Here is a 21,396-nt window from a genome sequence, read left to right on the forward strand (position 1 = left end):
ACTCATTCCAGACGTCCTACTTTATCCTAAAATAAATTCTTACATTAGTAAGCTAACAAAAGCGTTACCAATGTCATTATTTCAGCCCTCCGTACTCAAAAAATATTTGAGTCAACAAGATACTGCTCTAGTCCAGAAAGCCTATAAAAAATACACTAGGTATTTTCACAACGCTGTTATTCAAGAAAACATTCGAAACAGTAAGGAAGAGCAATTCCAGGAAGGATTTTTACGCGAATTGTTTGTGGATATTTTGGGTTATACACTCAATCCAGCACCAAGCTTCAACCTGACAACGGAACTTAAAAACATAAAGGGAGCCAAAAAAGTGGACGGCGCCATCCTCAAAGACGGAAATGCCCTAGCAGTAATTGAACTTAAGGGAACCAACACCAAAGACCTCGAAAGCATCCGCCAACAAGCCTTTGATTACAAAGCCAACCAAACAGGCTGTATCTATGTCATTACCTCCAATTTCGAGAAGTTGAGGTTCTACATCAACAATGCCGTAGACTATGAAGAATTCAACTTATTTACCCTAACCCACGCCGCATTTGAAATCTTCTACCTCTGTCTGGCCAAAGAAAATATCTTGGCTAACAGACCACTCAGCATAAAAGAAGCTTCAGTAGTAGAAGAAGAAAATATTACTAAAAAATTCTATGGGGATTATTCCGTATTCAAACGCGAATTGTACCGGGATTTAGTCAAACAAAATCGATCTAACATCTTACTTAATGATTTACCCGAAAAGACTACTAAACTGATTCTTTTCCAAAAATCACAAAAATTGATTGACCGTTTTCTGTTTATCCTCTTTGCAGAAGACCGAGGATTATTGGCTCCAAACTCCATCAATACCGTGCTAAAAGAATGGAAAGCTTTGGCTGATTTGGATGTCGAAATGCCACTTTACGATCGCTACAAACAATACTTTGGCTATCTCGATACAGGTCGAAAAGGCACCGACAAGAAAGAAGAAATCTTTGCTTATAACGGTGGACTCTTCCAACCCGATGCGATTCTCGATGCCGTGATCATAGACAATGAACTACTCTACCGCCATACCTTAAAACTTTCTACTTATGATTTCGAAAGTCAGGTAGATGTCAACATTCTGGGGCACATTTTCGAACATTCACTTAATGAAATCGAAAGTGTAAATGCCGAAATTGAAGGAACCGATTTTGACAAACAAAAAACCAAACGCAAGAAAGACGGTGTTTTCTACACCCCGAAATACATTACCAAATACATAGTCGACAACACCATTGGTAAACTTTGTACTGAGAAAAAACAAGAACTAGGAATAATTGACGAAGAATACGCCAAAGGCCGCAAGAACCGTCAAACCACCACCATCATAAAACTGGACAACCAACTCAAGGATTACCGAGAATGGCTATTGGAACTCACTATCTGTGACCCAGCTTGTGGCTCGGGAGCTTTCCTGAACCAAGCCTTAGATTTCTTGATCAAGGAACACGCCTACCTAGACGAACTCAACAAACAACTCTTTGGAGGTTTCTTTGTCTTTCCCGATATCGAAAACCAAATCCTGGAACACAACATCTATGGGGTCGACCTCAACGAAGAAAGCATAGAAATTGCAAAACTCTCTTTGTGGTTGCGTACTGCCCAACCCAAACGAAAACTCACGAGCTTAAACAACAACATTAAATGCGGTAACTCGCTTATTGACAGCAAAGCCATTGCGGGTGAAAAAGCTTTCAACTGGAAGGAACAATTCCCAGAAGTATTTGCCAAAGGAGGTTTTGATGTGATTATTGGGAATCCGCCTTATGGTGATTACTTTAATTCAACCGAAAAAACATATTTACTTAAAAAATTCGAAGCCTCATTTTCGGGGACATTTGATATGTACATTATGTTTTTTGAAGTAGCTTTAAACTTAATTAAGTCAGAAGGAAAACTATGTTATATAACACCTAATACGTTTATAGATTACGCTCAATTTTCAAGCTTAAGAAAGCTGCTCTTAAAAGGAAATAATATAGAACAGTTAATTAGTCTTACAAATGTTTTTGAAGATGCAATTGTAGATACTGCAATCATTATTTTAACAAAATTTAAAGCCCAAGATGAAAACTTTAGAGGAATAAATATAAAAGAGAAAATAACATCTTTAGAGAGTTCAATTATACCTTTATTAAGTTCCGAAAACTTAAGTTCAAATGGATTCATTTTAAAATCAACTGGGAATTTTGATATTAAAAAGCTTATAAAAAATTGTCCTCATAAATTAAGTGATATTTTAAAAATAACTCAAGGAATAACAACTGGAGGAAATGATTTTTTTATTGGAAAGAAAAACTATTTTATTGAAAATGGAATACCAGAAACTATTTTTAAAAAAGTATTAAAAGGGAAATCAATACACAGAAATAAAATTCTTTTTGATGACGACTATATCTTATACTCTACAAAAAAGACTGACCTAGACACTCAAAATAAGATATCGGTATTATTAGAACAATTTAAAAATAAGTTGTCTGAAAAAAGAGAAACTGCACAAGGCAATTTGCCTTGGTATTGTCTACATTGGGCAAGAGATGAAAGAGACTTTAATGAGCCAAAAATATTAATTAGACAAACTGCAAGTCATATAATAGGAGTTTTTGATAATGATAATTATTACTCACTTGACACTTTACACACTTTAAATTTAAAAATTGAAGCAAATGATAAAGTTGCTACTTTGAAATTTTTACTTGGGATTTTAAATTCAAAATTATTTAAATATTTATACTCTTGGAAGTTAGACGAAGGAGGTAAAGTTTATCCTCAAGTTAAAAAAATAAATATTGAATGGCTTCCAATTCCAATATTAATTAATGAAAATTTGATTTCAACAAATATTGATAAATTATTAGAAATAAACTTAAAAGAAGAACAATCTAGAGTTAAGTTTTTAAGTTTTCTTAATTCAAAATTCAATATTTTAAATTTAAATTCAAAAAAACTTGAAAACTGGAGCGAATTATCATTTGCTGATTTCATCACAGAACTCAACAAAGCGATTAAAACAGCTGGACAAACTCCCCTCACGAAAAAAGACGAGTTTGAATGGCTGGATCTATTTGAAGAAAACAAAACCAAAGCCCAAAACCTCAAATCACAAATAGAAACAACCGAAAAAGCTATTGATAAAATGGTGTATGAGTTGTATGGTTTGAGTGAGGAAGAGATAGAGATTGTGGAAAGTAATTAAGTATAGTAAACCATGGATTGGCAAGACTACAAAGTTAGAAATACAAATATTGAAGGAGCTAGAGCTGCATTTGAGAAAGATTGTGCTACACTTTTTAATACTATTTATCCAAACAAAAATGTAAAAACTGTAAAAGTTTCACAAGGAGATGGTGGTATTGATGTTTTTATTGGTGAGATTGGCATCGAACCTATTATAGTAATTCAATGTAAATTCTTTCTGGAGGAGTTTGGCAATTCACAACAACAGCAAATTAGAGAATCATTCAAAACAGCAATTATATCGAGTGATTATGAAATGAAAGAATGGATTCTTTGTATTCCAAGAATTCTTGATTTAAAACAAAGCATATGGTGGAGTAATTGGGTAGATAAAACAAAATTAACTTATTCTTTAGATCATGAATTTATTAATTTAAAGGACGGTAATGATTTAATCGATTTATTTAAAGAACATAAACTTTTCAATCAAGTATTTAAATTAGAAGACTCTTTAAAATTAGATACAATTGATAAAAAAATTGATGATATCAGCAATAAAGCTTTTAATATAATTTCCTTTGAAGATGCTAAAATTGAATTGGAAAAAGCAAATTTTTATCTTGAAAGCGCACCGCATTTTTTTGGAGAAAATATTGAAACGCACATTGAAAGAGAAGAAACCCCAAAAATTTATAATTGGATAAAAAATGTTTTAAAAGTTAATGAAAAAAATGTTTTTATACTAGAGGGCGAAAAAGGATATGGAAAAACAGTTGTTCTAAAAGACTTATTATTAAAACTTAAAAAAGATGAAATAGATGTTTTGGGAATAAAAGCAGACAAATACTTTGCTGCTGATAGAATTGAGTTAGAAAAAAAGATATTTCAAAAAGAAAATATTTCAATAGAAGCTATAGCAAAACTATATAATGATAAAAATAAAAATTTAGTCATTATTGTTGACCAACTAGATGCCCTTTCTCAATCTCTTTCTTCAAACAGGGAATATATTCAAACTTATAATAGATTAATTGCTGATCTATCATATCATAAAAACATAAGAATAATTATATCTACTAGAAGTTATGATTTAAATTATGATGCAGAGTTAAGCATATATAAATCAGACAAATATTCAAAAGTTAAAATAACATCAATTTCGAAAGAAAAAGTCAAAGAGGTTTTATCAAAGTATGGAATTAATAATACTTCTGAAGAGCTTTTAGAGTTATTGACTGTCCCTAATCATCTGGATATATTTTGCAAATTACCTAATAAGCAAAAATTAAATCTTGATTCATTAACTTCCTTGAAGGATTTATATGATTCGCTATGGAAACAATTAATATCTAGTAAACAGGGATTAGATTTAAAATCAATTTTATATAAGATTGCTGATAAAATGTATGAAGATCAGCAAATCACAATTAAGAATATATTTGACAATGAAAATTTCCAGGAAATTAATTATTTAAAGAGCAATCATTTACTTGTCGAAAATAATGATGAATTGCAATTCTTCCATCAAACATTTTATGATTATACGTTTTCCAGACAATTTGTAGAAAACAGAAAATCTTTAGAAAAATACATTCAAGAAAATAATCAAAGCTTGTATGTAAGATCAACTGTAAAAATGGTTGTCGAATATTACAGAGAATTTAATCCCAAAGAATATTCTAATACAATAAGCAAATTAATAAAATCTTCAAGATATAGATTCCATATAAAGACATTAGTAATTACAAGTTTAGGAGAGGTAAACAATCCTTCTGAAGAGGAGAAAATGATTGTTTCAAAACTAATTTTAACCAATTTTAAATATACCGAAATTTTTATTAGTTCAATTTTCTCAAAAGGATGGCTAGCGTTTATACTCAATAAAAATATACCATTAACATATTTCACTTATGAGAAAAAATGGAAAAACAATCTCCATGAAAACTTAATAACCAAAAAAATTATTAACCCTGAAAATGCTCCAAAATACAATTATGCAAAACAAAAGGACATCAGATTAAATTTAATTTTGCGACTTTATATAAATAATACACATAAAGGCTTAGATATCATTATGGATTATTTTGATAAAGTTCCTGATTTTTCTGAAAAACAATATTTTATAAATAGATTTCTAACGAATGTTGAAGAATGGGAAAACAGCAAATTACTTAAGCTATTTGACACTTATTTTCCTTTTAGTCAATCTGATAAAAAGAAAGATGATTTCTGGCATTATCAGATTTTAGAAAAGATTTTCAAAAAACATCCAGAGTATGTTTTTGAAAAGCTTAAGCCAATTATTTTAAAATGCTTCGACGAAAATTCTTTTACAATTAACTTCAGTCATGACCAAGTAAGCTTGTTTGAAAAGATGAATGAATTGAATCCTGATGAAACTTTCATCTTCTTCTTTATGATATTTGATGAAATTATTGAGGATACTAAGTATACCGGTAGCCACGATGAAATTAATAGCCCCTTATATGAAAGTTCTAAATTTTCAGAATTATTTGAAAGTGATATTAAGGAAAATGCCGATGATTTTATAGAGAATTTATTAACTGAATATATCAAATCTAAAGCAAGGGATAAGAAATATTTAAAAGCTTTTTTTAAAGAAAATTCAAAATCAAATTCTGTATCGCATCTTAAAATTTTGATTTTGGGATTATCCGAAATCCCATTATTATATAAAAATGAAATCCTTGAACTTATTAATATTATATATGTAAAAAATGGATTTAATGGAATTGATGATAAATTTCAGTTATATCTAAGAAATCTTATTAGCAAAAGTTTTTATATCTATTCTGCAGAAGATAAAATTAAAATTTCTCAAATTCTATTATCGATAAAACACCCCGCTGATTTTTATTTCTATACCGATGCAAACAATAAAAGAAAACCTGCACTTAGTTTTTATGGTAAAAAAAAATATTTATTTATTGATGCTTTGCCAAAAGAAGAAGTTTATGATATTCCAATATTAAAAAAAGCACATCAAGAATTAGAAAGGAAGTTTGGCGAAGTTAATGAAAAACAGTTAGATGGAAGTAATGTTAGTTGGAGTTGTATTGGGCCTCCTCTTTCTAGTAAAGCTTACAAGAAAATGAACAATGCAGATTGGAAAAATAGTATTTTAGTATTTGGGGATGATTATCAAAAAGATAGATTTAGTGGCAACTCAAAAGGGGGGAAATTAGAGCATTCTAGGTCTTTTGAAGAAGAGGTAAGTAATGATGCCGATAGGTTTTATCCATTAATTATCGAATTATTTGAAACTGAAAATATATCAATAGATTATTTATTTTCAGGTATATCTGGTTTAATAAAGGCAAAATATGATGTTTTAAAAGTAAAGAAATTTTATTTAAAACTCATAAATGGAAATCTTAACCAAACTAACACTCTTTATTCTGTTTGGAATGTGGATTATTTCATTGGGAATAAGGCTGTCGATTTAGAAATATTAAATTATTTAGCTAATTTGGCTTTAAATCATCCAAATCCAGAAAAGCCTCTTAATCCGAATGATCCTTTACACGATAGTTTAAATTCTGTTAGAGGTGCTGCCATCCATAAACTAATAAAGTGTTCCTACAATCCGGGGTTTAAGGAAATCATTTTCAGTACAGCTGAACAAGTAATAAATGACCCGCAGCTTTCAGTAAGGGTGGCAGTTTTATTTGAATTGGCTTATTTGAATCACTTAGATTTAGATAGAACTTTTAAAATTTTCATCAAATTAACAGATACTGATGACCTAACGCTTTTAAAAAATTCTTTTCTGGCGGCCAGTTATTTAAAGAATGAATTTTATCAGGAAATGAAACCGTTATTCAATAAAATTATTGATAATGAAGAATTACATAATAATGGTAGTGTTTTAATTGTTCATAGCTGGCTCCTAGGCTATGATAAGAAGAAAGAATATTATAATAGATTAATTTCGAAAAGCAAAACTGCCAGATTAAAGTCAATACATATTGCTGAAAAAAATTTATTTAAAGATGGTATATTAGACAATAAATGTATCGAAATATTATTTCAATTTCTTGATGAAAAAGAAGATGATTTTGCTAGTTCATATTCAGGTTTAATACTTCGAAAGTTTAATTCTTCAAACTTTAACGTTTTATTTTCTTTTATGAAAGTTTATGCAAAATCTGATCTGTTCCGGAAAGATCCCAGATATTTTTTACAATATCTATTGAAGAATACAAAAGACTACCCTATTGAATGTTTAGAATTAGTAAAAAGCATGAAATTTAACAGGGTTCCAAACATTCAAAATAGAGGACATTATGATACCGAACCGGTTCAATTGGTACTTTCTATTTATAGTAGTTTAAATAATAATTTTAAAGACAATAAGAAACAGATTGAGCAAGTATTAGTTATTTTTGACGAAATGCTTAAACTCGAACATTTAAGATTGTCGTCGAACAAAGCAATTGATTCTTTAAAATAATAAAAAATATGCTGTCAGTCAAAGAGATACAATCAATCATAAGCTCAGGAGAAGGATATAATGCAGAATTCAAAGTAAGTCTCCCTAGCAAGGTAAAAGATATTACAGAAGAGGTATGTGCTTTTGCAAATGCCTCCGGTGGTGTAGTTCTTATTGGTGTAGATGATAATAATTTAATACAAGGAGTAACTATTGACAATGCAAAACGTTCTGCAATTCAAAACTCAATAAACGAAATATCTCCATCGCTACAATGTGAAACCTATAGTATTGAAATAGAAGGTAAACAAATTACGGCCATTGAAGTGCCATCGGGTGCAAACAAACCTTATGTTTTGTCGGGTGCAATTTATGTACGACAAGGTCCAAATTCACAAAAGCTAACTACTGTCGAAGAAATGAGAGACTTTTTTCAACAAGCGGACAGAATTTATTTTGACGAAGCGCCATGCACAGAAGTAAACATAGTAACTGACCTTGACAAAGACAATATAGCCGTATTTAGAACAGAGGCAGGATTAAACAACACTATTTCTGATGAACAAATATTCCGCAATTTGAGATTAACTACAAAAGAAGGATATTTAAAAAATGGCGGGGTGTTATTCTTTGCCAAAGAACCGGAACACTTTTTTGAAAAAGCAGTTATACGATGTATCGCATTTGACGGAACAGACAAAAGGTACATTATTGATGATAAAATAATGACCGGTGCACTGTATCAACAATTTCTAAAAAGCATGTATTGGCTTCACTCTAAACTTGATATCCGCTATGAAATTGAGGGAGAAGGTTCCAAACCAAGAAAAGAGTTATGGGAAATTCCGGAAACTGTTTTCAAGGAAGCAATCATAAACTCATTAGCACATCGTGATTACTATGATAAAGGCGGTAGAATTACAATAGAATTGTTTGATGATCGTGTAGAAATTAGTAATCCTGGCGGATTAGTTAGTGCTATTCCCCGAAATGAATTTGGTAAAAGAAGCTTAAGCCGTAATCCTCTAATTTTTGGGTTATTCGAAAGAATGCGAATGGTGGAACAAATAGGTTCTGGTATTAGCAGAATGAGAGACTTGATGCTTGAAGAAGGATTAACTCCACCAGAATTTAATATTGATGGAATGTTTACAGTAACATTCCGAAGACCATTTGATTTCGATAAGTGGGTAGATAAGTGGGTAGAAAAACTATCCGAAAACAGAATAGAAATATTAAAGGCTATTCATTACAACAGTAAAATCTCAAAAAAGAAACTCGAATCAAATATCGGCTTAAGTGGCACTGCTATTGACAACAACATAGAAGCGCTAAAAGAATTAGGCTTACTGGAAAGAGAAGGTGGCGCAAAAGGTGGTGAATGGATGATCAAGTTCAAATTACCGTAGGTGGGTAGAAAAGGTGGGTAGAAAACCTAGAACAAATTAGGATCATTAATCCACCATTGGAATTTATAAGAATGATTGAATCCTATTTCATAAGACAATTTAGGAAATCAACATCACGAGCAATCAAGAGGTCTCTCTTCGGTCGTTCCCTTTGTTCCGTTCGGCTGTTCCAGTCGGTCAACCCGCCATTTTCATAAGAGCCCTTTTGGTAAATAGTCTATTTATTATTTCAATTTAATATTCAGGTTTCCCTCCGTTCCACAGGCACGGCGCAGTCACAATAAAAACAGCAGCTTGAAAATAAGCAGCTGTTTTTTTTTTGCACTGCTTGTTCCTCATCTTCACACGTTCACTTCCTACGTTCGGTCGGGCTTATGCATCCACAATACCGCTTCATTTCGTTACACTCCCCCGCCGCCGCGGGTACGTTTCACTGCATTCCAGCCATATTATGTCTGCAGCCCTCCGTTTTTTCAGCGGTTGCTCCTTCGCACAGCCATCGGGCTTGGCTCCGCTTACCTCACTTGCGTTATCTTAGAAGCCTCCATTTTCAATTATCAATTATCCACTATCAATTATCAGTTGGCTCGGTAGCTTTGCCCTTAATCAAGGTACACCGCCACAAAGGCGGTTGTCTTCTATTTTTTACCCGCCGTTTCACGCTCATAGCCGCTACGTTTCGCTCCGTACCTCCGCTCAACTCTCGCGTCTATGGTGGCTGTTCGATTGCCGCAACCCCGCCACGGCGCTCCTCATCCGCAAAAAAAAATTCCTTGCCCTCAAAAGGGGCACCACTTTTTTTGCTCCTTGCGGTGCTTGGGGGTGTTAATTGCCGTTTCTTCAAGAACTCCCCTGAGAAACATCAACCAGTACGATAGTGCATTTTTCTGAAAAGAAAAAGAAAAAAATCCAGCAAGAATAGCATTCATTCCTCACTTTCAGTCGGTCATTCTTCCCTCCATTTTCGTTCGTCATTTCTGCTGTTATAACGGCTTTCTTTTTTTCTCTTTTTTCTTTTCCGAAAAATTAAGGTCGAATCTTTAACACCAAAGCGCTATGCCGAATTTCATCATCAAAACACACCAAAAAAATGCTGTTTACAGAGCAAACCAAATCTTTATTCTGAACAAAGGAATGAACAGTGGCAAGCCTCAAAAAGAACCATTTACCAATAGCTTTGTAATCCTATTTCAAAACGATGAAGATGCCGAAACAGTGTATTGGTTAGCTTATAGTTTATGGAAAGCAAAATTCTGGCACCAATCATTATTGGGGTCCGTAATTCCATTTTTAAGAATTGCTGATTTTAAAAAGGATTTTATGTCAAAAGTTAACGAAATGCTACAAGAACACGAACTGCATAAAAAACAAATCCAGGCGTTGAGGTTATTGGAACAAAAAGAGGACCAATTAAAGAAGAATATTGTCCTTATCAGTGAAATGAAAAGAGTGATATTATTGAGGTATTGTAAATAACAAAAAAAAGCCTGATCTCTCGATCAGGCTCTCATGTAAATTCGGGAAAAGGTTACCAATCCAAACCCGAATTATTTCTTTTTAAATTTTGTCAATCCTTTTAAAAGGAGCGAAATAATGAAACTAATAATAGCTCCAATTACCGCTAAGATAATCGTTTTTAGAATATCTTCAGAAACAATATTTGGCATCACACTTAATAAAGTTCCGGATGCGGTTCCGATTTGCAAGCTGTTATTTGATTCCATCTCGGGGTAAATTTTGATTGTCTTTTTTCAACCGGTTCACTATGGACCGCTCTCGGTTTGCCTCATCATCAACCGTAATTTGACTGATTACCGAAATAACACCTCCCGCAAGGGCTGCATATCCGGCAATACTGACAACGGCTACAGGTAAAACTACCGGAGCCGCAATTATAATCCCGCTGATAGCCAATAGGGCCATTCCAATACTTCTCAAAACCTTAAAAAACTTTGGGGTTGGTGCTTTCGCACGTTCAACTATATTCATAATTACTTTACTTTTTTACCTTGCCATCCTGAGCGGAGTCGAAGGATTAGATTGGATCTTTATTTTCACTTCTTCGTTGTTTGCCAAAGCTTTATAAACAAGAGCTTTCAACTTCTCCAACGCTATTCGAGAGCCGCTGCCCTTCCCTATTCCGGTTTGTATCGTTACGGGAGCGATACAGCCCAACAGTTCTTTTTTAGCATCATTAGCAGGATGGATTAATATAAAATCTCGACCTGGAACATTTTTTAAATGCAAATGCCATTTGAATTTTGGGCTAAAACGCTTCTGTAAAACGTATTCTCCTTCGGGAATACAAGAAACTCGTTGTTGGTTTTGCAACCAAGGCAACTCGATGGTATAACAAACTAAAGTGCCGTTCCATTCCAAAAATCCTTGTGTTCCCTCGGGAAAATAGCTTCTATTCAACACTAAAACCATCTTACAGACCGCTTACCTGTACCAATGACAACGGATTGTAAGCCCCATTTTTCAATGGATACATTTTTCCATTTACCTCCTGATAAAACTCCAGACCTAAAGCTAAAAACAACGGACTTACACTGTTTGGAGTCACTGCATTCAATTGATTAATGGCTACTACTGGAGTTGAATCCCACGGTTGGATGACTGTTTCAGAACTAGAAACAACGAAAGTTTCCGCCTCAAAATTAATTTCGGCTCCCGCTGAAATAATTTTATAGTGAGTTGTTCCACCTGGAGCAGCAATCATATTGGCAGGTACAAAAGGATCCACCGCAACCGAAATCTCACCAGCCACTCTATCAATTGTACCTACAAAAGGAACAAATAAAGTAGTCCCTAATTTTCCAGTGATATTAAAATCAAAACCCACAAGCAATTCCGCTTCTCCATCAATTACATTACGCAACCCTCTGTCGTTCACTAAATCCGCTTGAATCACTTTGACCATAGACTGGGTTAAACGGCTCACCATTCTACTATCAGCAGAATTAATAAGCAAAGTTCTCAAAGCTGTTCTGAGCGTTTTACCGGCTTTACCTGCCCTTCCAAATTCGGCCCCGTTTTCACGGGTTCTTTGAAATGCAGGATCACTTTTAATTCTGCTCGCATCAACACCACCTTTTTCACGGGCCAAATGCCCATCTTTGGTTTTGTAAAAGGTAATATCTCCGATAGTACCCTTCAATTTAATTATGCCTTTCTGTCTTGCCATAATTCCTAAAATTTAGATTAATTATTCAATTAAAACTCTTTCAATCATCATCCTGTTGCAACACTTTTCGATTGATTATGAAACAAATTTTAGCCAATTAAATCACATAAAAAAGACTCCCCTATCCCATATGTCACTTTGTGACACAAATGGCATAAAATGACCTAAATACCCTTTTACAACCAACATTGACGGGAGTAGATTTCCGCTTCTAAACCAAAGGAATTATTTACTATTTTTATGGAATGCCAGAACTTGAACCATATAGGTTTCAAGCTAGGCAAAGCCCAATCAAAGTCATAGATAGAGTATGAGAGCCAAAAACAATAGATTATGTATATACCCTAAGGATATACAACGCATAACCGGAAAGAGTTATCGCCAAAGTATTAGACTACTTCAAAAAATAAGAAAGGAGCTCAACAAGCTCCAAAATGAGTTTGTATCTGTCGAGGAGTTTTGCCAATATACCAGCTTAAAAATTGAACAAGTTGAACCTTTGATAATTGGGTAGAAATTATATTTTAGGTAACTAAATTTTGAACCAATGCCTGTTTAAAAAAAATGGTTAACCAGTTCAAATTATGACAATTAATCATTAATTCCAGCAAAAAAACACTTATATTTGGTAATTGGAATTTAGAACAATTTGCTAACATATTGAGAGGTGTCAGTTGAGGTGTCACTTAAAATAAAAGCTTTGCGAAGCCTTATTTTACGGCGCTTTAGAAAAACAAACAACTCCCTCTTTCTCCGCCAGTAGTATTACAAATTGAATTAAAACCCTTTAAATCGTATGATTTAGAGGGTTTTTGCTTTTAGCCAATCCCCCTTTTATTCATTAAATCGTGTATCGAATGAGGCAAATTCGGTGACCTATTCCTAATTTTAAAATGGGTCACCGAATTTCATCGAATTTCTAGTAATCACAAGACTTTAGAGCCTGTTCAACAGTTGAACATCTTGTGCGTTATTTTATTAAAAATTAAATTTAATAATCACTAAAAGGTTACCCACGATGAAAACAAAAGTATCCATTCTCTTTTACGTAAGGAGAGCAAAAGCCACAGCAAAAGGTTTACTACCTATTTATTCTAGAATAACCATTAACGGACAAAGGTTTGAGATGAGCACCAGCCGATCTGTTGAAGGAGCCAAATGGTCCTCTGAAGGAGGAAAAATGAAAGGCAACTCAGAAGAAGCTCGTTCAATAAACAGACATCTTGATTTGCTCAAGATTAAAATCATTGATGCCCAAATGGAACTCCTCCATAAAAACCTACCCATTACTATAGGGTCTTTGAAATGCAAAATATTCGGCATTGACGAAAACAAACGAATGCTAATTCCAATCTTCAAGGATCACAACAACAAAATCAAGGAATTGGTAGGAAAGGAATACGCCCTGGGAACATTGGAACGTTACAACACTTCTTTAAAGCATACAGTAGAGTTTCTAGAATGGAAATACAAAGTTTCAGATATCGACATCAAGAAAATAGATCATGCCTTTATAATGGAGTATGAATTCTTTTTGAGAAGCGTGCGTAATTGTGCCAACAATACCGCGGTTAAATACATCAAGAACTTCAGCAAAATAATCAAGATCTGCTTGGCTAATCATTGGATAGACAGAAATCCATTTGACAACTACAAAGCGAAAGTCAAAGAAGTGGAACGTGTGTATCTATCGGAAGGCGAAATAGAAACCATCATTAACAAAGATTTCAAAACGGAACGACTATCCCTCGTACGCGATATCTTCCTTTTCAGCTGCTTTACAGGATTAGCGTACATTGATGTCAAAAACTTGACAAAATCACATATAAACCTAGGTATTGATGGTGAAAAATGGATCTTCACTCACAGACAGAAAACAGAAACCGCCTCTAAAATTCCAATCCTTCCAATAACACAAATGATTATTGATAAATATGACGACCATCCGGAATGCAACAACCAAAACAAACTACTTCCTATTTTGAGCAATCAAAAAATGAATGCCTATTTAAAAGAAATAGCGGGCGTTTGCGAGATTGAAAAAGAACTCACCTTTCACATTGCCCGACATACTTTTGCAACGACTGTAACACTCACAAATGGTGTTCCCATTGAAAGCGTGAGCAAAATGCTGGGACATAAAAATTTGAGAACTACACAGCATTACGCAAAAGTGCTGGACAAAAAAGTGGGTGAAGACATGAAAATACTGCGAGAAAAATTCAGTACAATAGCGGCAAAAAAAGAACAAAAAACAAACTAATATGCTACAACTGTTTAGCTGTTATTAGTAATCTTTACTTATTGTGAACGATATAAAGCTTCAATACAGCTTCCTGTTAGCCTATATAAAAAATCAACAACGATATTTTTTTTATAATTATGCGGTGATTACGCCTTGTATTCACCGCAATAATGCGGTGTTAAATCAAAATAATCACCGCATAGCACTTTATTTGCGGTAAAAAATCTATATATTTACCGCAAAAATGCGGTAATCATGTATATTCATCAAAATAAAAATTGGCCAAAATTTACTTGGGATGCTGACGTAATCACTCCTTTGTTAGGAGAAGTTAGACATCGGCAAGGCATAATACTTGGAGTGATGCAAGGCCTTGGTTTTCGATTGCAAGAAGAAACCGTGCTTAAAACCTTGACTTTAGATGTACTAAAGTCAAGCGAAATTGAAGGAGAAAAATTAAATCCAGAACAGGTACGTTCTTCGGTTGCAAGACGTTTGGGAATTGAAATTGCTGGTGCTGTTCCTGCAGAACGCAATGTTGAAGGTGTTGTAGAAATGCTATTGGATGCTACCCAACGATATGATGAACCCTTAAGCGACGACCGTTTGTTTGGATGGCATGCGGCTCTTTTTCCAACTGGACGAAGTGGAATGCATAAAATAAAAACTGCAGCTTGGCGCGAAGATGCAATGCGGGTAACTTCTGGCCCAATGGGAAAAGAAACGATTCATTTTGAAGCACCAGGTCCTGCTAAAGTAGCTATAGAAATGAATACTTTTTTAGAGTGGTTTAACAGCAATCAAGATATTGATCCTGTACTAAAAGCCGCATTCGCCCACTTATGGTTTGTTACCATACACCCCTTTGAAGACGGAAATGGACGTCTAACAAGAGCTATAACCGATATGCAACTGGCTCGTGCAGATAAAAGCAAACAACGATTTTATTCGATGTCAGCCCAGATTCAGGCAAATCGCGACAAGTATTACGATATACTAGAAACTACCCAAAAAGGCGGTTTAGATATTACAGCCTGGCTGAAATGGTTTCTGAATTGCTTATTGCAATCGATGGCACAGACTGATGAAACTATCGCTGCAACTTTAAAGCGTGCCCAATTTTGGGAAACTCATCGTAATACCGACTTTAACCTTCGTCAGCAAAATATACTGAAACTGCTTTTCGATGATTTTTTTGGCAAGCTTACGGTTTCTAAGTATGCCAAAATCACCAAAGTTTCTACCGATACCGCTCTTAGAGATATTCAAGATTTAATGGTTAAAGGCATCATGGAACAAGAGGGAAGCGGCAGAGGAACTTCATATAAACTACGGTCACAATATCATTGTCTTTCCTAAAAGGTCAATGGACCAATTCGAATTAATAATCACCGCCACTTGCAATCACAAATTATTCAAACAAGTTATTGACCTGATAGACAATGCTCCAGTATTAAAAACATGGAAATTCACAGCCTTTATTGACTCAAAAGAAACCATAGAAAAAAGGATAAATAAACTGGACACCCCCTTTATCATTCAGGATATAAATCTCAAACAGGATCAGGTAAAATTCATTCCAATTACTTTGGAAGAATACGGCGAAAAACAGACCATTCACATCCATCTCAAAAACCACACTATCCACTGCAGCAACAAAACACTACATCAGGCAATATTCATTATTTTAGAAAAAATTCCAGTAAGTCCAATTTTGTTCGAAACCTTCCATTTGCTGCAATTACCTCAAAGCACTAGACAGCAAACTGTATTGATACATTTGTATGAAATACAAGCATACTTAGACAACTTTAACCTTCAACAAAACCAAGTTGTTAAATTACAATAGTTTATAGTTGAAAAAGTACAGATGAACTGGTAAAAATATTTTATCAATATCACTAAAAGTGGGTATGTTACAATCCTACAAAATGCCGTTTATTTACACAAATGAAATTAAAATGAGTCAAACTGTATGAAATTTATACAAACTAAGCATTCACTTTACGGTTTCCCACAATCTCTGAGCTATATTTTTTAATACCTTAGCGAAATACAATTGTTATAATCTTTAAAATACAGAATGTCAAAGACCCCTATAAAAGCCGATATCAATTTTGAACAAGAATTATGGAAGGCTGCTAACGAACTCCGTGGCGCAGTAGCTGAAAATCAATACAAAGACTACATACTTCCCTTAATTTTCTTGAAACACATGTCTGAACGATATGAGATTCGAAAAGAAGAATTACTGGATTTAGTGCAAGACAAAACCTCAGGTTATTATACCCAAGACCAAGACGAAATAAATTACGTTTTAGAAGATGCCGACGAGTATCTATCTAAAAACATCTATATTATTCCCAAAGAAGCTACTTGGCAATATCTTAAAGAAAATGCAGAACAAGACAATATCAAAGTAATTATTGATGATGCTTTTGATGTATTGGATAGTACATTAGCACTTTTCCGTCCCGATTTAAAAGGGATCTTACCACGTTTATTTGTAAAAAGCCAATTGTCTCCAAGACAAGTAGGTGGATTAATCAACTTGTTATCCAACCCTAAACTTTCCCAAAAAGAAAATCCAGAAAGTGATATTTTAGGGCGTGTGTATGAATATTACATAGGTAAGTTCGCCATTGCCGAAGGTTCTGGTGCGGGACAATTCTTTACACCTGGAAGCATCGTGCGACTGATGGTAGAAATGATCGAACCTTACCAAGGTAAAATATTTGATGCTGCTTGTGGTTCCGGTGGAATGTTTGTACAGTCTTTGAAATTCTTGGAATCTCATGGTGGCGATAAAAAGAACATTTCTATCTACGGACAAGAGCGCTATGATGGTACTTTACGTTTGTGTAAGATGAATTTGGCCTTACGTGATTTATCTTTTGATGTCCGTTTGGGAGACTCTTTGCTAAACGATAAATTCCCAGACTTAAAAGCCGACTTTATCATTGTAAACCCACCCTTTAACGTGAGCCAATGGCATCCTGAAGATTTACCCGAAAATGATCCTCGACTTTTTGGCCCTAAAGAAGAATTTACTACAGATGGTAGTGCCAACTATATGTGGATGCAAACTTTTTGGAGCCATTTAAGTGATACAGGAACCGCTTCTATTGTGATGGCAAATGGAGCCATGACTTCTAATAATAAAGGAGAGAAAAACGTTCGGGAATATATGGTCAACAACAATATGATTGATTGTATTGTGCGTTTACCTGATAAATTATTCCTAACGACAGGGATTCCTGCCTGTATCTTTATTTTAAGTAAAAATCGTGATGGTAAGGATGGTGTGCACCGCGAGCGTACAAACGAAATCCTATTTATTGATTCCAGTAAAATGGGAACTATGGAAAGTCGTAAACTACGCGTCTTTACTGATGCCGACATAGATAAAGTAGCCGAAACCTACCACGCTTGGCGAAATCTAGATGGTAATTATGAAAATACGGATGGTTACTCCTATGCTGCAACTTTGGTCGAAGTACAAAAACAAGACTACAAACTGACACCTGGTATTTATGTGGGAACCGAAGAAGTAGAAGACGACGGTATTTTGTTTGAAGATAAAATGACAGCATTAAAAGCACAATTGCAAACACAATTTGCCAAAGGAAATGAATTGCAACAAAAGATATTGGAGAATTTTGAGAAACTATAAAATTTTAATATGCCAATAGAAGACGGGAATATCGAATATAAAAGTTTAAAAAAAGTAATTGGACGAACCGCTGATTTAAAAAGTCTTGCAGAAACTTGTGTTTCATTTGCAAATGCGCAAGGAGGTGAAATTATTGTTGGTATTGAAAATGAAGCCATAAAACCTGACTCAAAACAAAAAATAAAAATTGAGGATGTAAATAGTGTTATATCTAGATTAAGGGATTTAACTGATGCTGTTGCATTGGTTAACCCAATAATAATTGATGATGAGAATGGAGGACAATATTTTAAATTTAAAATTTTACCTTCTTCTAGAACTATTGCCACAACATCTTCTGGCAAAGTATTGATTAGAATAACAGATAATAGTGTTCCAATTTCCGGTGAAGAGTTGACTAATTTAGCAGCTGAAAAAAATGCTTTTCAATGGGAACTTGTTTCAAACGGAAAAATTAATTGGATAAATGCAAATATAGTTGATATTTCGAACTTTATTGAGGACATACAAAAATCGAAAATTGTTTCCGATTTTATTAAAGACAAGTCAAATGACGAAATATTAGAATATTATCAACTAATTACACCCGAAGGTTTTTTAACTAATTTAGGCATCATTTGGTTTGGAACCTCTGCACAAAGAGCAAGGTTAAGCTATCCTATAACTGTTCAATATATAGTTTATAATGATTTAGAAGAGAAAATTAGAAAAAAAGATTGGCATTTTCATATTCATAACCCTAAAGAATTAGTACTTGATATAGAAAAAGAAGCTATTGAGCTTAATTACACTTCCGAAATTTCAAATGGATTGTTCAGAAAACAAATACGTAATTATCCTAAAGAAGTAATTCGAGAATTATTAATTAATGCCATAGCTCATAAACGCTTTACTATTTCTGGAGATATTTTTATAGAAGTGTACCCTGATCGATTAGTGATTTCTAATCCAGGCGGATTACCATTAGGAATAACTAAAGATAATATTTTGCACGAAAGACACAGGAGGAACCCTCATTTTATTCATACTTTACATGACTTGGGTTTAATGGAAGGTGAAGGGTCTGGTTATGATTTAATTTATGAAAAACTAGCTAGAGATATTAAACCCCTTCCTATTATTGAAAGTACATTTAACAAAACTAGTGTAACTATTTATTCTGGCATTGTTAATAAAGAGGCTTTAGAGATTATAGAATTTATAAGCCAACATTTTAGATTGTCTCAAAAAGAATATACTGTTCTTGGAATCGTTGCGTCAGAAAAGAAAATATCTGCTACTCAACTAACTCAAAAATTGCAATTGACTAACGAAGATCGAATGCGAAATTGGATTGGTACTTTATTAGAAAAGTCAATATTAATAACAAGAGGTATTAAAAAAGGAACAGAATACTTACTAAACCCTTCTTTGTTTTCTCAGTCAAAATTAAATATCACACCATCTTTAAAAACAATTGATAAAGAACAGTTGAAACATCTTATTTTAGAATTTTTAAAATATAATGGAGAAAAATCTAAAGCTGAAATCTCAAACAACATTCAGGAAGTAGAAGAAAAAGATATTCAAAAATGTGTTTATGCTTTGACAAAAGACGGAATTCTTATTGCCTCAGGAGGATTGAAAAACAGAAAATACGCATTGGCTAAAAAAAAATAAATGAAAAATAAAAACAAAAACAAAACACAACTTTTCCTTTATTATCAATAGTTTACGTTATTTTTTATAGTAAAACAAATTAAACAAATTGCCTTATAAAACAAATAAAACTGCAATAACTGTACAATTCATAAAATACCTTGTTCATCAAAAAAGAATGTTCATGTTACATGAACAACTAAAAAAAGGGAACAAATTACCGTTTTAGAAAACAGCATTGCCACAAAACAAAAAGCCGAAATGCCCAAAATAAAACTCGCACAAAGCATGGATACAACCATTGAGGAAGTGCAACCTATTGTAAGCCTGCTTTTACAAGGGATTAACGATAAACCATTACAATAAATGCCAAACAACTGGAAAACCTATAAACTCTCAGATTTCATTGATATAAATCCATTAGTGAAACTCAAGTCTCATGAATCATATTCATTTGTAGAAATGAAAGATTTAGATGCAAACAATAGAACTGTTTCACCATCAGATTTCAAGCCTTTAAAGGGAGGCGCAAGGTTCCAAAATAATGACACTTTATTTGCTAGAATTACGCCTTGCCTACAAAACGGAAAAATATGTCGAGTAAAAGGATTAAAAGAAAATGTTGGTTTTGGATCTACTGAGTTTTTAGTTTTTAGAGGTGAAAAAGGAGTCTCTGATACAGACTTTGTTTATTATTTATCGAGAGAACCTTTTTTTAGACAATTTGCAGAGAACAATATGATTGGAACTTCTGGTAGACAAAGAGTAGCAAAACAAGCATTTCAAAATTTAGAATTAGAATTACCTCCCCTCCAAGAACAACAATCCATAGCTTCCATCCTATCCGCGATAGATGACAAAATAGAAAACAACCTCGCCATCAATAAAACCCTAGAGGAAATGGCAATGGCATTATACAAACACTGGTTTGTAGATTTTGGTCCGTTTCAGGATGGCGAATTTGTAGAAAGTGAATTGGGAATGATTCCTAAAGATTGGGAAGTTCTACGTTTACAAGATGTTTCAAGTTTAACTGCTGGAGGAGATAAACCAAAAAAATATTCGAATCAGAAAACTGAAAATTGTAGCGTTCCTATTTATTCAAATGGAATAACTAATGAAGGGCTTTTTGGATTCACTGACATATCCAAAATAAAAGAAGAAAGCATAACAGTTTCAGCAAGAGGAACTATTGGATATGTTTGTTTGAGAACCCAACCTTATGTGCCTATCGTAAGATTAATAGCTGTTGTACCAAATAAAAAACTTATTTCTTGCAAATATTTGTTTTTTTGGTTACTAAATCAAAATATTAGTGGAAATGGAACAACTCAACAACAATTAACAGTTCCCGATTTTAAAAGTACAAAAGTTCTTATTCCTCAAATTAAGTTAATAAATGATTTCACCGAAATAGTTAACCCCTATTATGAAAAAATTAATTCTAATAAAATTGAAAACCAAACTCTCACCAAACTCCGCGATACCCTATTACCAAAATTAATCAGTGGCGAAGTGCGGTTAAAAGAGTTTCAGGAACAATTTGCAACAAATTAAAAAAAAGAATAAGCTTCTCTT

Annotated in this window: 14 protein-coding genes; 10 read left to right on the plus strand and 4 right to left on the minus strand. The window is 33.6% G+C overall.

All coding sequences use genetic code 11. The annotated features are described in order from the left end of the window. Positions 1 to 70: 70 nt before the first annotated feature. The 4 genes from AB3G39_RS12025 to AB3G39_RS12040 all read left to right on the plus strand — a co-directional run bounded on the left by AB3G39_RS12025 (position 71) and on the right by AB3G39_RS12040 (position 10,551). Complete coding sequence (locus tag AB3G39_RS12025) at positions 71 to 3,232, plus strand: TaqI-like C-terminal specificity domain-containing protein (RefSeq protein ID WP_367769118.1); 3,162 nt, start codon at positions 71 to 73, stop codon at positions 3,230 to 3,232. Positions 3,233 to 3,244: 12 nt separating this feature from the next. Continuing rightward, positions 3,245 to 7,687 carry an NACHT domain-containing NTPase gene (locus tag AB3G39_RS12030; protein ID WP_367769115.1) on the plus strand — a complete coding sequence of 1,481 codons (4,443 nt, stop codon included), beginning with the start codon at positions 3,245 to 3,247 and terminating at the stop codon, positions 7,685 to 7,687. Between the two features lie 8 nt (positions 7,688 to 7,695). Then, positions 7,696 to 9,075, plus strand: coding sequence for an ATP-binding protein (locus AB3G39_RS12035; RefSeq protein WP_367769113.1), 1,380 nt, complete (start codon positions 7,696 to 7,698; stop codon positions 9,073 to 9,075). A gap of 1,056 nt (positions 9,076 to 10,131) precedes the next feature. Continuing rightward, the gene (locus AB3G39_RS12040; protein WP_367769110.1) at positions 10,132 to 10,551 is read left to right on the plus strand and encodes a hypothetical protein; all 420 of its coding nucleotides are present in this window, start codon (positions 10,132 to 10,134) and stop codon (positions 10,549 to 10,551) included. Between the two features lie 71 nt (positions 10,552 to 10,622). On the opposite strand, the gene AB3G39_RS12045 is transcribed toward AB3G39_RS12040, so the two are convergent. Genes AB3G39_RS12045 through AB3G39_RS12060 form a run of 4 tightly spaced genes read right to left on the minus strand, consistent with a single transcriptional unit; the run spans position 10,623 to position 12,262 of the window. Next, positions 10,623 to 10,799, minus strand: coding sequence for a hypothetical protein (locus tag AB3G39_RS12045; protein WP_170066898.1), 177 nt, complete (start codon positions 10,797 to 10,799; stop codon positions 10,623 to 10,625). Then, positions 10,786 to 11,064: a hypothetical protein gene (locus tag AB3G39_RS12050; RefSeq protein ID WP_367769107.1), complete on the minus strand. Its 279-nt coding sequence runs from the start codon at positions 11,062 to 11,064 to the stop codon at positions 10,786 to 10,788. Before AB3G39_RS12050 ends, AB3G39_RS12045 begins: the two co-directional genes overlap by 14 nt. Positions 11,065 to 11,079: 15 nt before the next feature. Further along, positions 11,080 to 11,505, minus strand: coding sequence for a DUF5675 family protein (locus tag AB3G39_RS12055; RefSeq protein WP_367769104.1), 426 nt, complete (start codon positions 11,503 to 11,505; stop codon positions 11,080 to 11,082). Between the two features lies 1 nt (position 11,506). Continuing rightward, complete coding sequence (locus AB3G39_RS12060; RefSeq protein ID WP_367769101.1) at positions 11,507 to 12,262, minus strand: hypothetical protein; 756 nt, start codon at positions 12,260 to 12,262, stop codon at positions 11,507 to 11,509. Between the two features lie 1,018 nt (positions 12,263 to 13,280). On the opposite strand from AB3G39_RS12060, the gene AB3G39_RS12065 reads away from it, so the two are divergent. The 6 genes from AB3G39_RS12065 (at position 13,281) to AB3G39_RS12090 (ending at position 21,375) form a co-directional block, all read left to right on the plus strand. Next, positions 13,281 to 14,525 carry a site-specific integrase gene (locus tag AB3G39_RS12065; RefSeq protein ID WP_369765321.1) on the plus strand — a complete coding sequence of 415 codons (1,245 nt, stop codon included), beginning with the start codon at positions 13,281 to 13,283 and terminating at the stop codon, positions 14,523 to 14,525. A 237-nt stretch (positions 14,526 to 14,762) separates the two neighbouring features. Next, positions 14,763 to 15,866, plus strand: a complete 1,104-nt coding sequence (locus AB3G39_RS12070) for a Fic family protein (RefSeq protein ID WP_369765322.1) — start codon at positions 14,763 to 14,765, stop codon at positions 15,864 to 15,866. Positions 15,867 to 15,873: 7 nt separating this feature from the next. Then, entirely contained in the window at positions 15,874 to 16,356 is a 483-nt protein-coding gene (locus AB3G39_RS12075) for a hypothetical protein (protein WP_369765323.1), read from the plus strand. 234 nt (positions 16,357 to 16,590) lie between these two features. Continuing rightward, positions 16,591 to 18,180 (plus strand): N-6 DNA methylase, encoded by a 1,590-nt coding sequence (locus tag AB3G39_RS12080; protein ID WP_369765324.1) that lies wholly within the window; start codon positions 16,591 to 16,593, stop codon positions 18,178 to 18,180. 9 nt (positions 18,181 to 18,189) lie between these two features. Next, positions 18,190 to 19,839, plus strand: coding sequence for an ATP-binding protein (locus AB3G39_RS12085; RefSeq protein ID WP_369765325.1), 1,650 nt, complete (start codon positions 18,190 to 18,192; stop codon positions 19,837 to 19,839). 345 nt (positions 19,840 to 20,184) lie between these two features. Further along, positions 20,185 to 21,375: a restriction endonuclease subunit S gene (locus AB3G39_RS12090; RefSeq protein ID WP_369769393.1), complete on the plus strand. Its 1,191-nt coding sequence runs from the start codon at positions 20,185 to 20,187 to the stop codon at positions 21,373 to 21,375. Positions 21,376 to 21,396 lie beyond the last annotated feature (21 nt).

The sequence above is a fragment of the Flavobacterium sp. WC2416 genome (assembly GCF_041200095.1).
Lineage (GTDB): Bacteria > Bacteroidota > Bacteroidia > Flavobacteriales > Flavobacteriaceae > Flavobacterium.

Coding starts and splice junctions, on each gene's coding strand:
- AB3G39_RS12025 (WP_367769118.1), top strand. CDS start 71: ATGTCATTATTTCAGCCCTCCGTACTCAAAAAATATTTGAGTCAACAA.
- AB3G39_RS12030 (WP_367769115.1), top strand. CDS start 3,245: ATGGATTGGCAAGACTACAAAGTTAGAAATACAAATATTGAAGGAGCT.
- AB3G39_RS12035 (WP_367769113.1), top strand. CDS start 7,696: ATGCTGTCAGTCAAAGAGATACAATCAATCATAAGCTCAGGAGAAGGA.
- AB3G39_RS12040 (WP_367769110.1), top strand. CDS start 10,132: ATGCCGAATTTCATCATCAAAACACACCAAAAAAATGCTGTTTACAGA.
- AB3G39_RS12045 (WP_170066898.1), bottom strand. CDS start 10,799: ATGGAATCAAATAACAGCTTGCAAATCGGAACCGCATCCGGAACTTTA.
- AB3G39_RS12050 (WP_367769107.1), bottom strand. CDS start 11,064: ATGAATATAGTTGAACGTGCGAAAGCACCAACCCCAAAGTTTTTTAAG.
- AB3G39_RS12055 (WP_367769104.1), bottom strand. CDS start 11,505: ATGGTTTTAGTGTTGAATAGAAGCTATTTTCCCGAGGGAACACAAGGA.
- AB3G39_RS12060 (WP_367769101.1), bottom strand. CDS start 12,262: ATGGCAAGACAGAAAGGCATAATTAAATTGAAGGGTACTATCGGAGAT.
- AB3G39_RS12065 (WP_369765321.1), top strand. CDS start 13,281: ATGAAAACAAAAGTATCCATTCTCTTTTACGTAAGGAGAGCAAAAGCC.
- AB3G39_RS12070 (WP_369765322.1), top strand. CDS start 14,763: ATGTATATTCATCAAAATAAAAATTGGCCAAAATTTACTTGGGATGCT.
- AB3G39_RS12075 (WP_369765323.1), top strand. CDS start 15,874: ATGGACCAATTCGAATTAATAATCACCGCCACTTGCAATCACAAATTA.
- AB3G39_RS12080 (WP_369765324.1), top strand. CDS start 16,591: ATGTCAAAGACCCCTATAAAAGCCGATATCAATTTTGAACAAGAATTA.
- AB3G39_RS12085 (WP_369765325.1), top strand. CDS start 18,190: ATGCCAATAGAAGACGGGAATATCGAATATAAAAGTTTAAAAAAAGTA.
- AB3G39_RS12090 (WP_369769393.1), top strand. CDS start 20,185: ATGCCAAACAACTGGAAAACCTATAAACTCTCAGATTTCATTGATATA.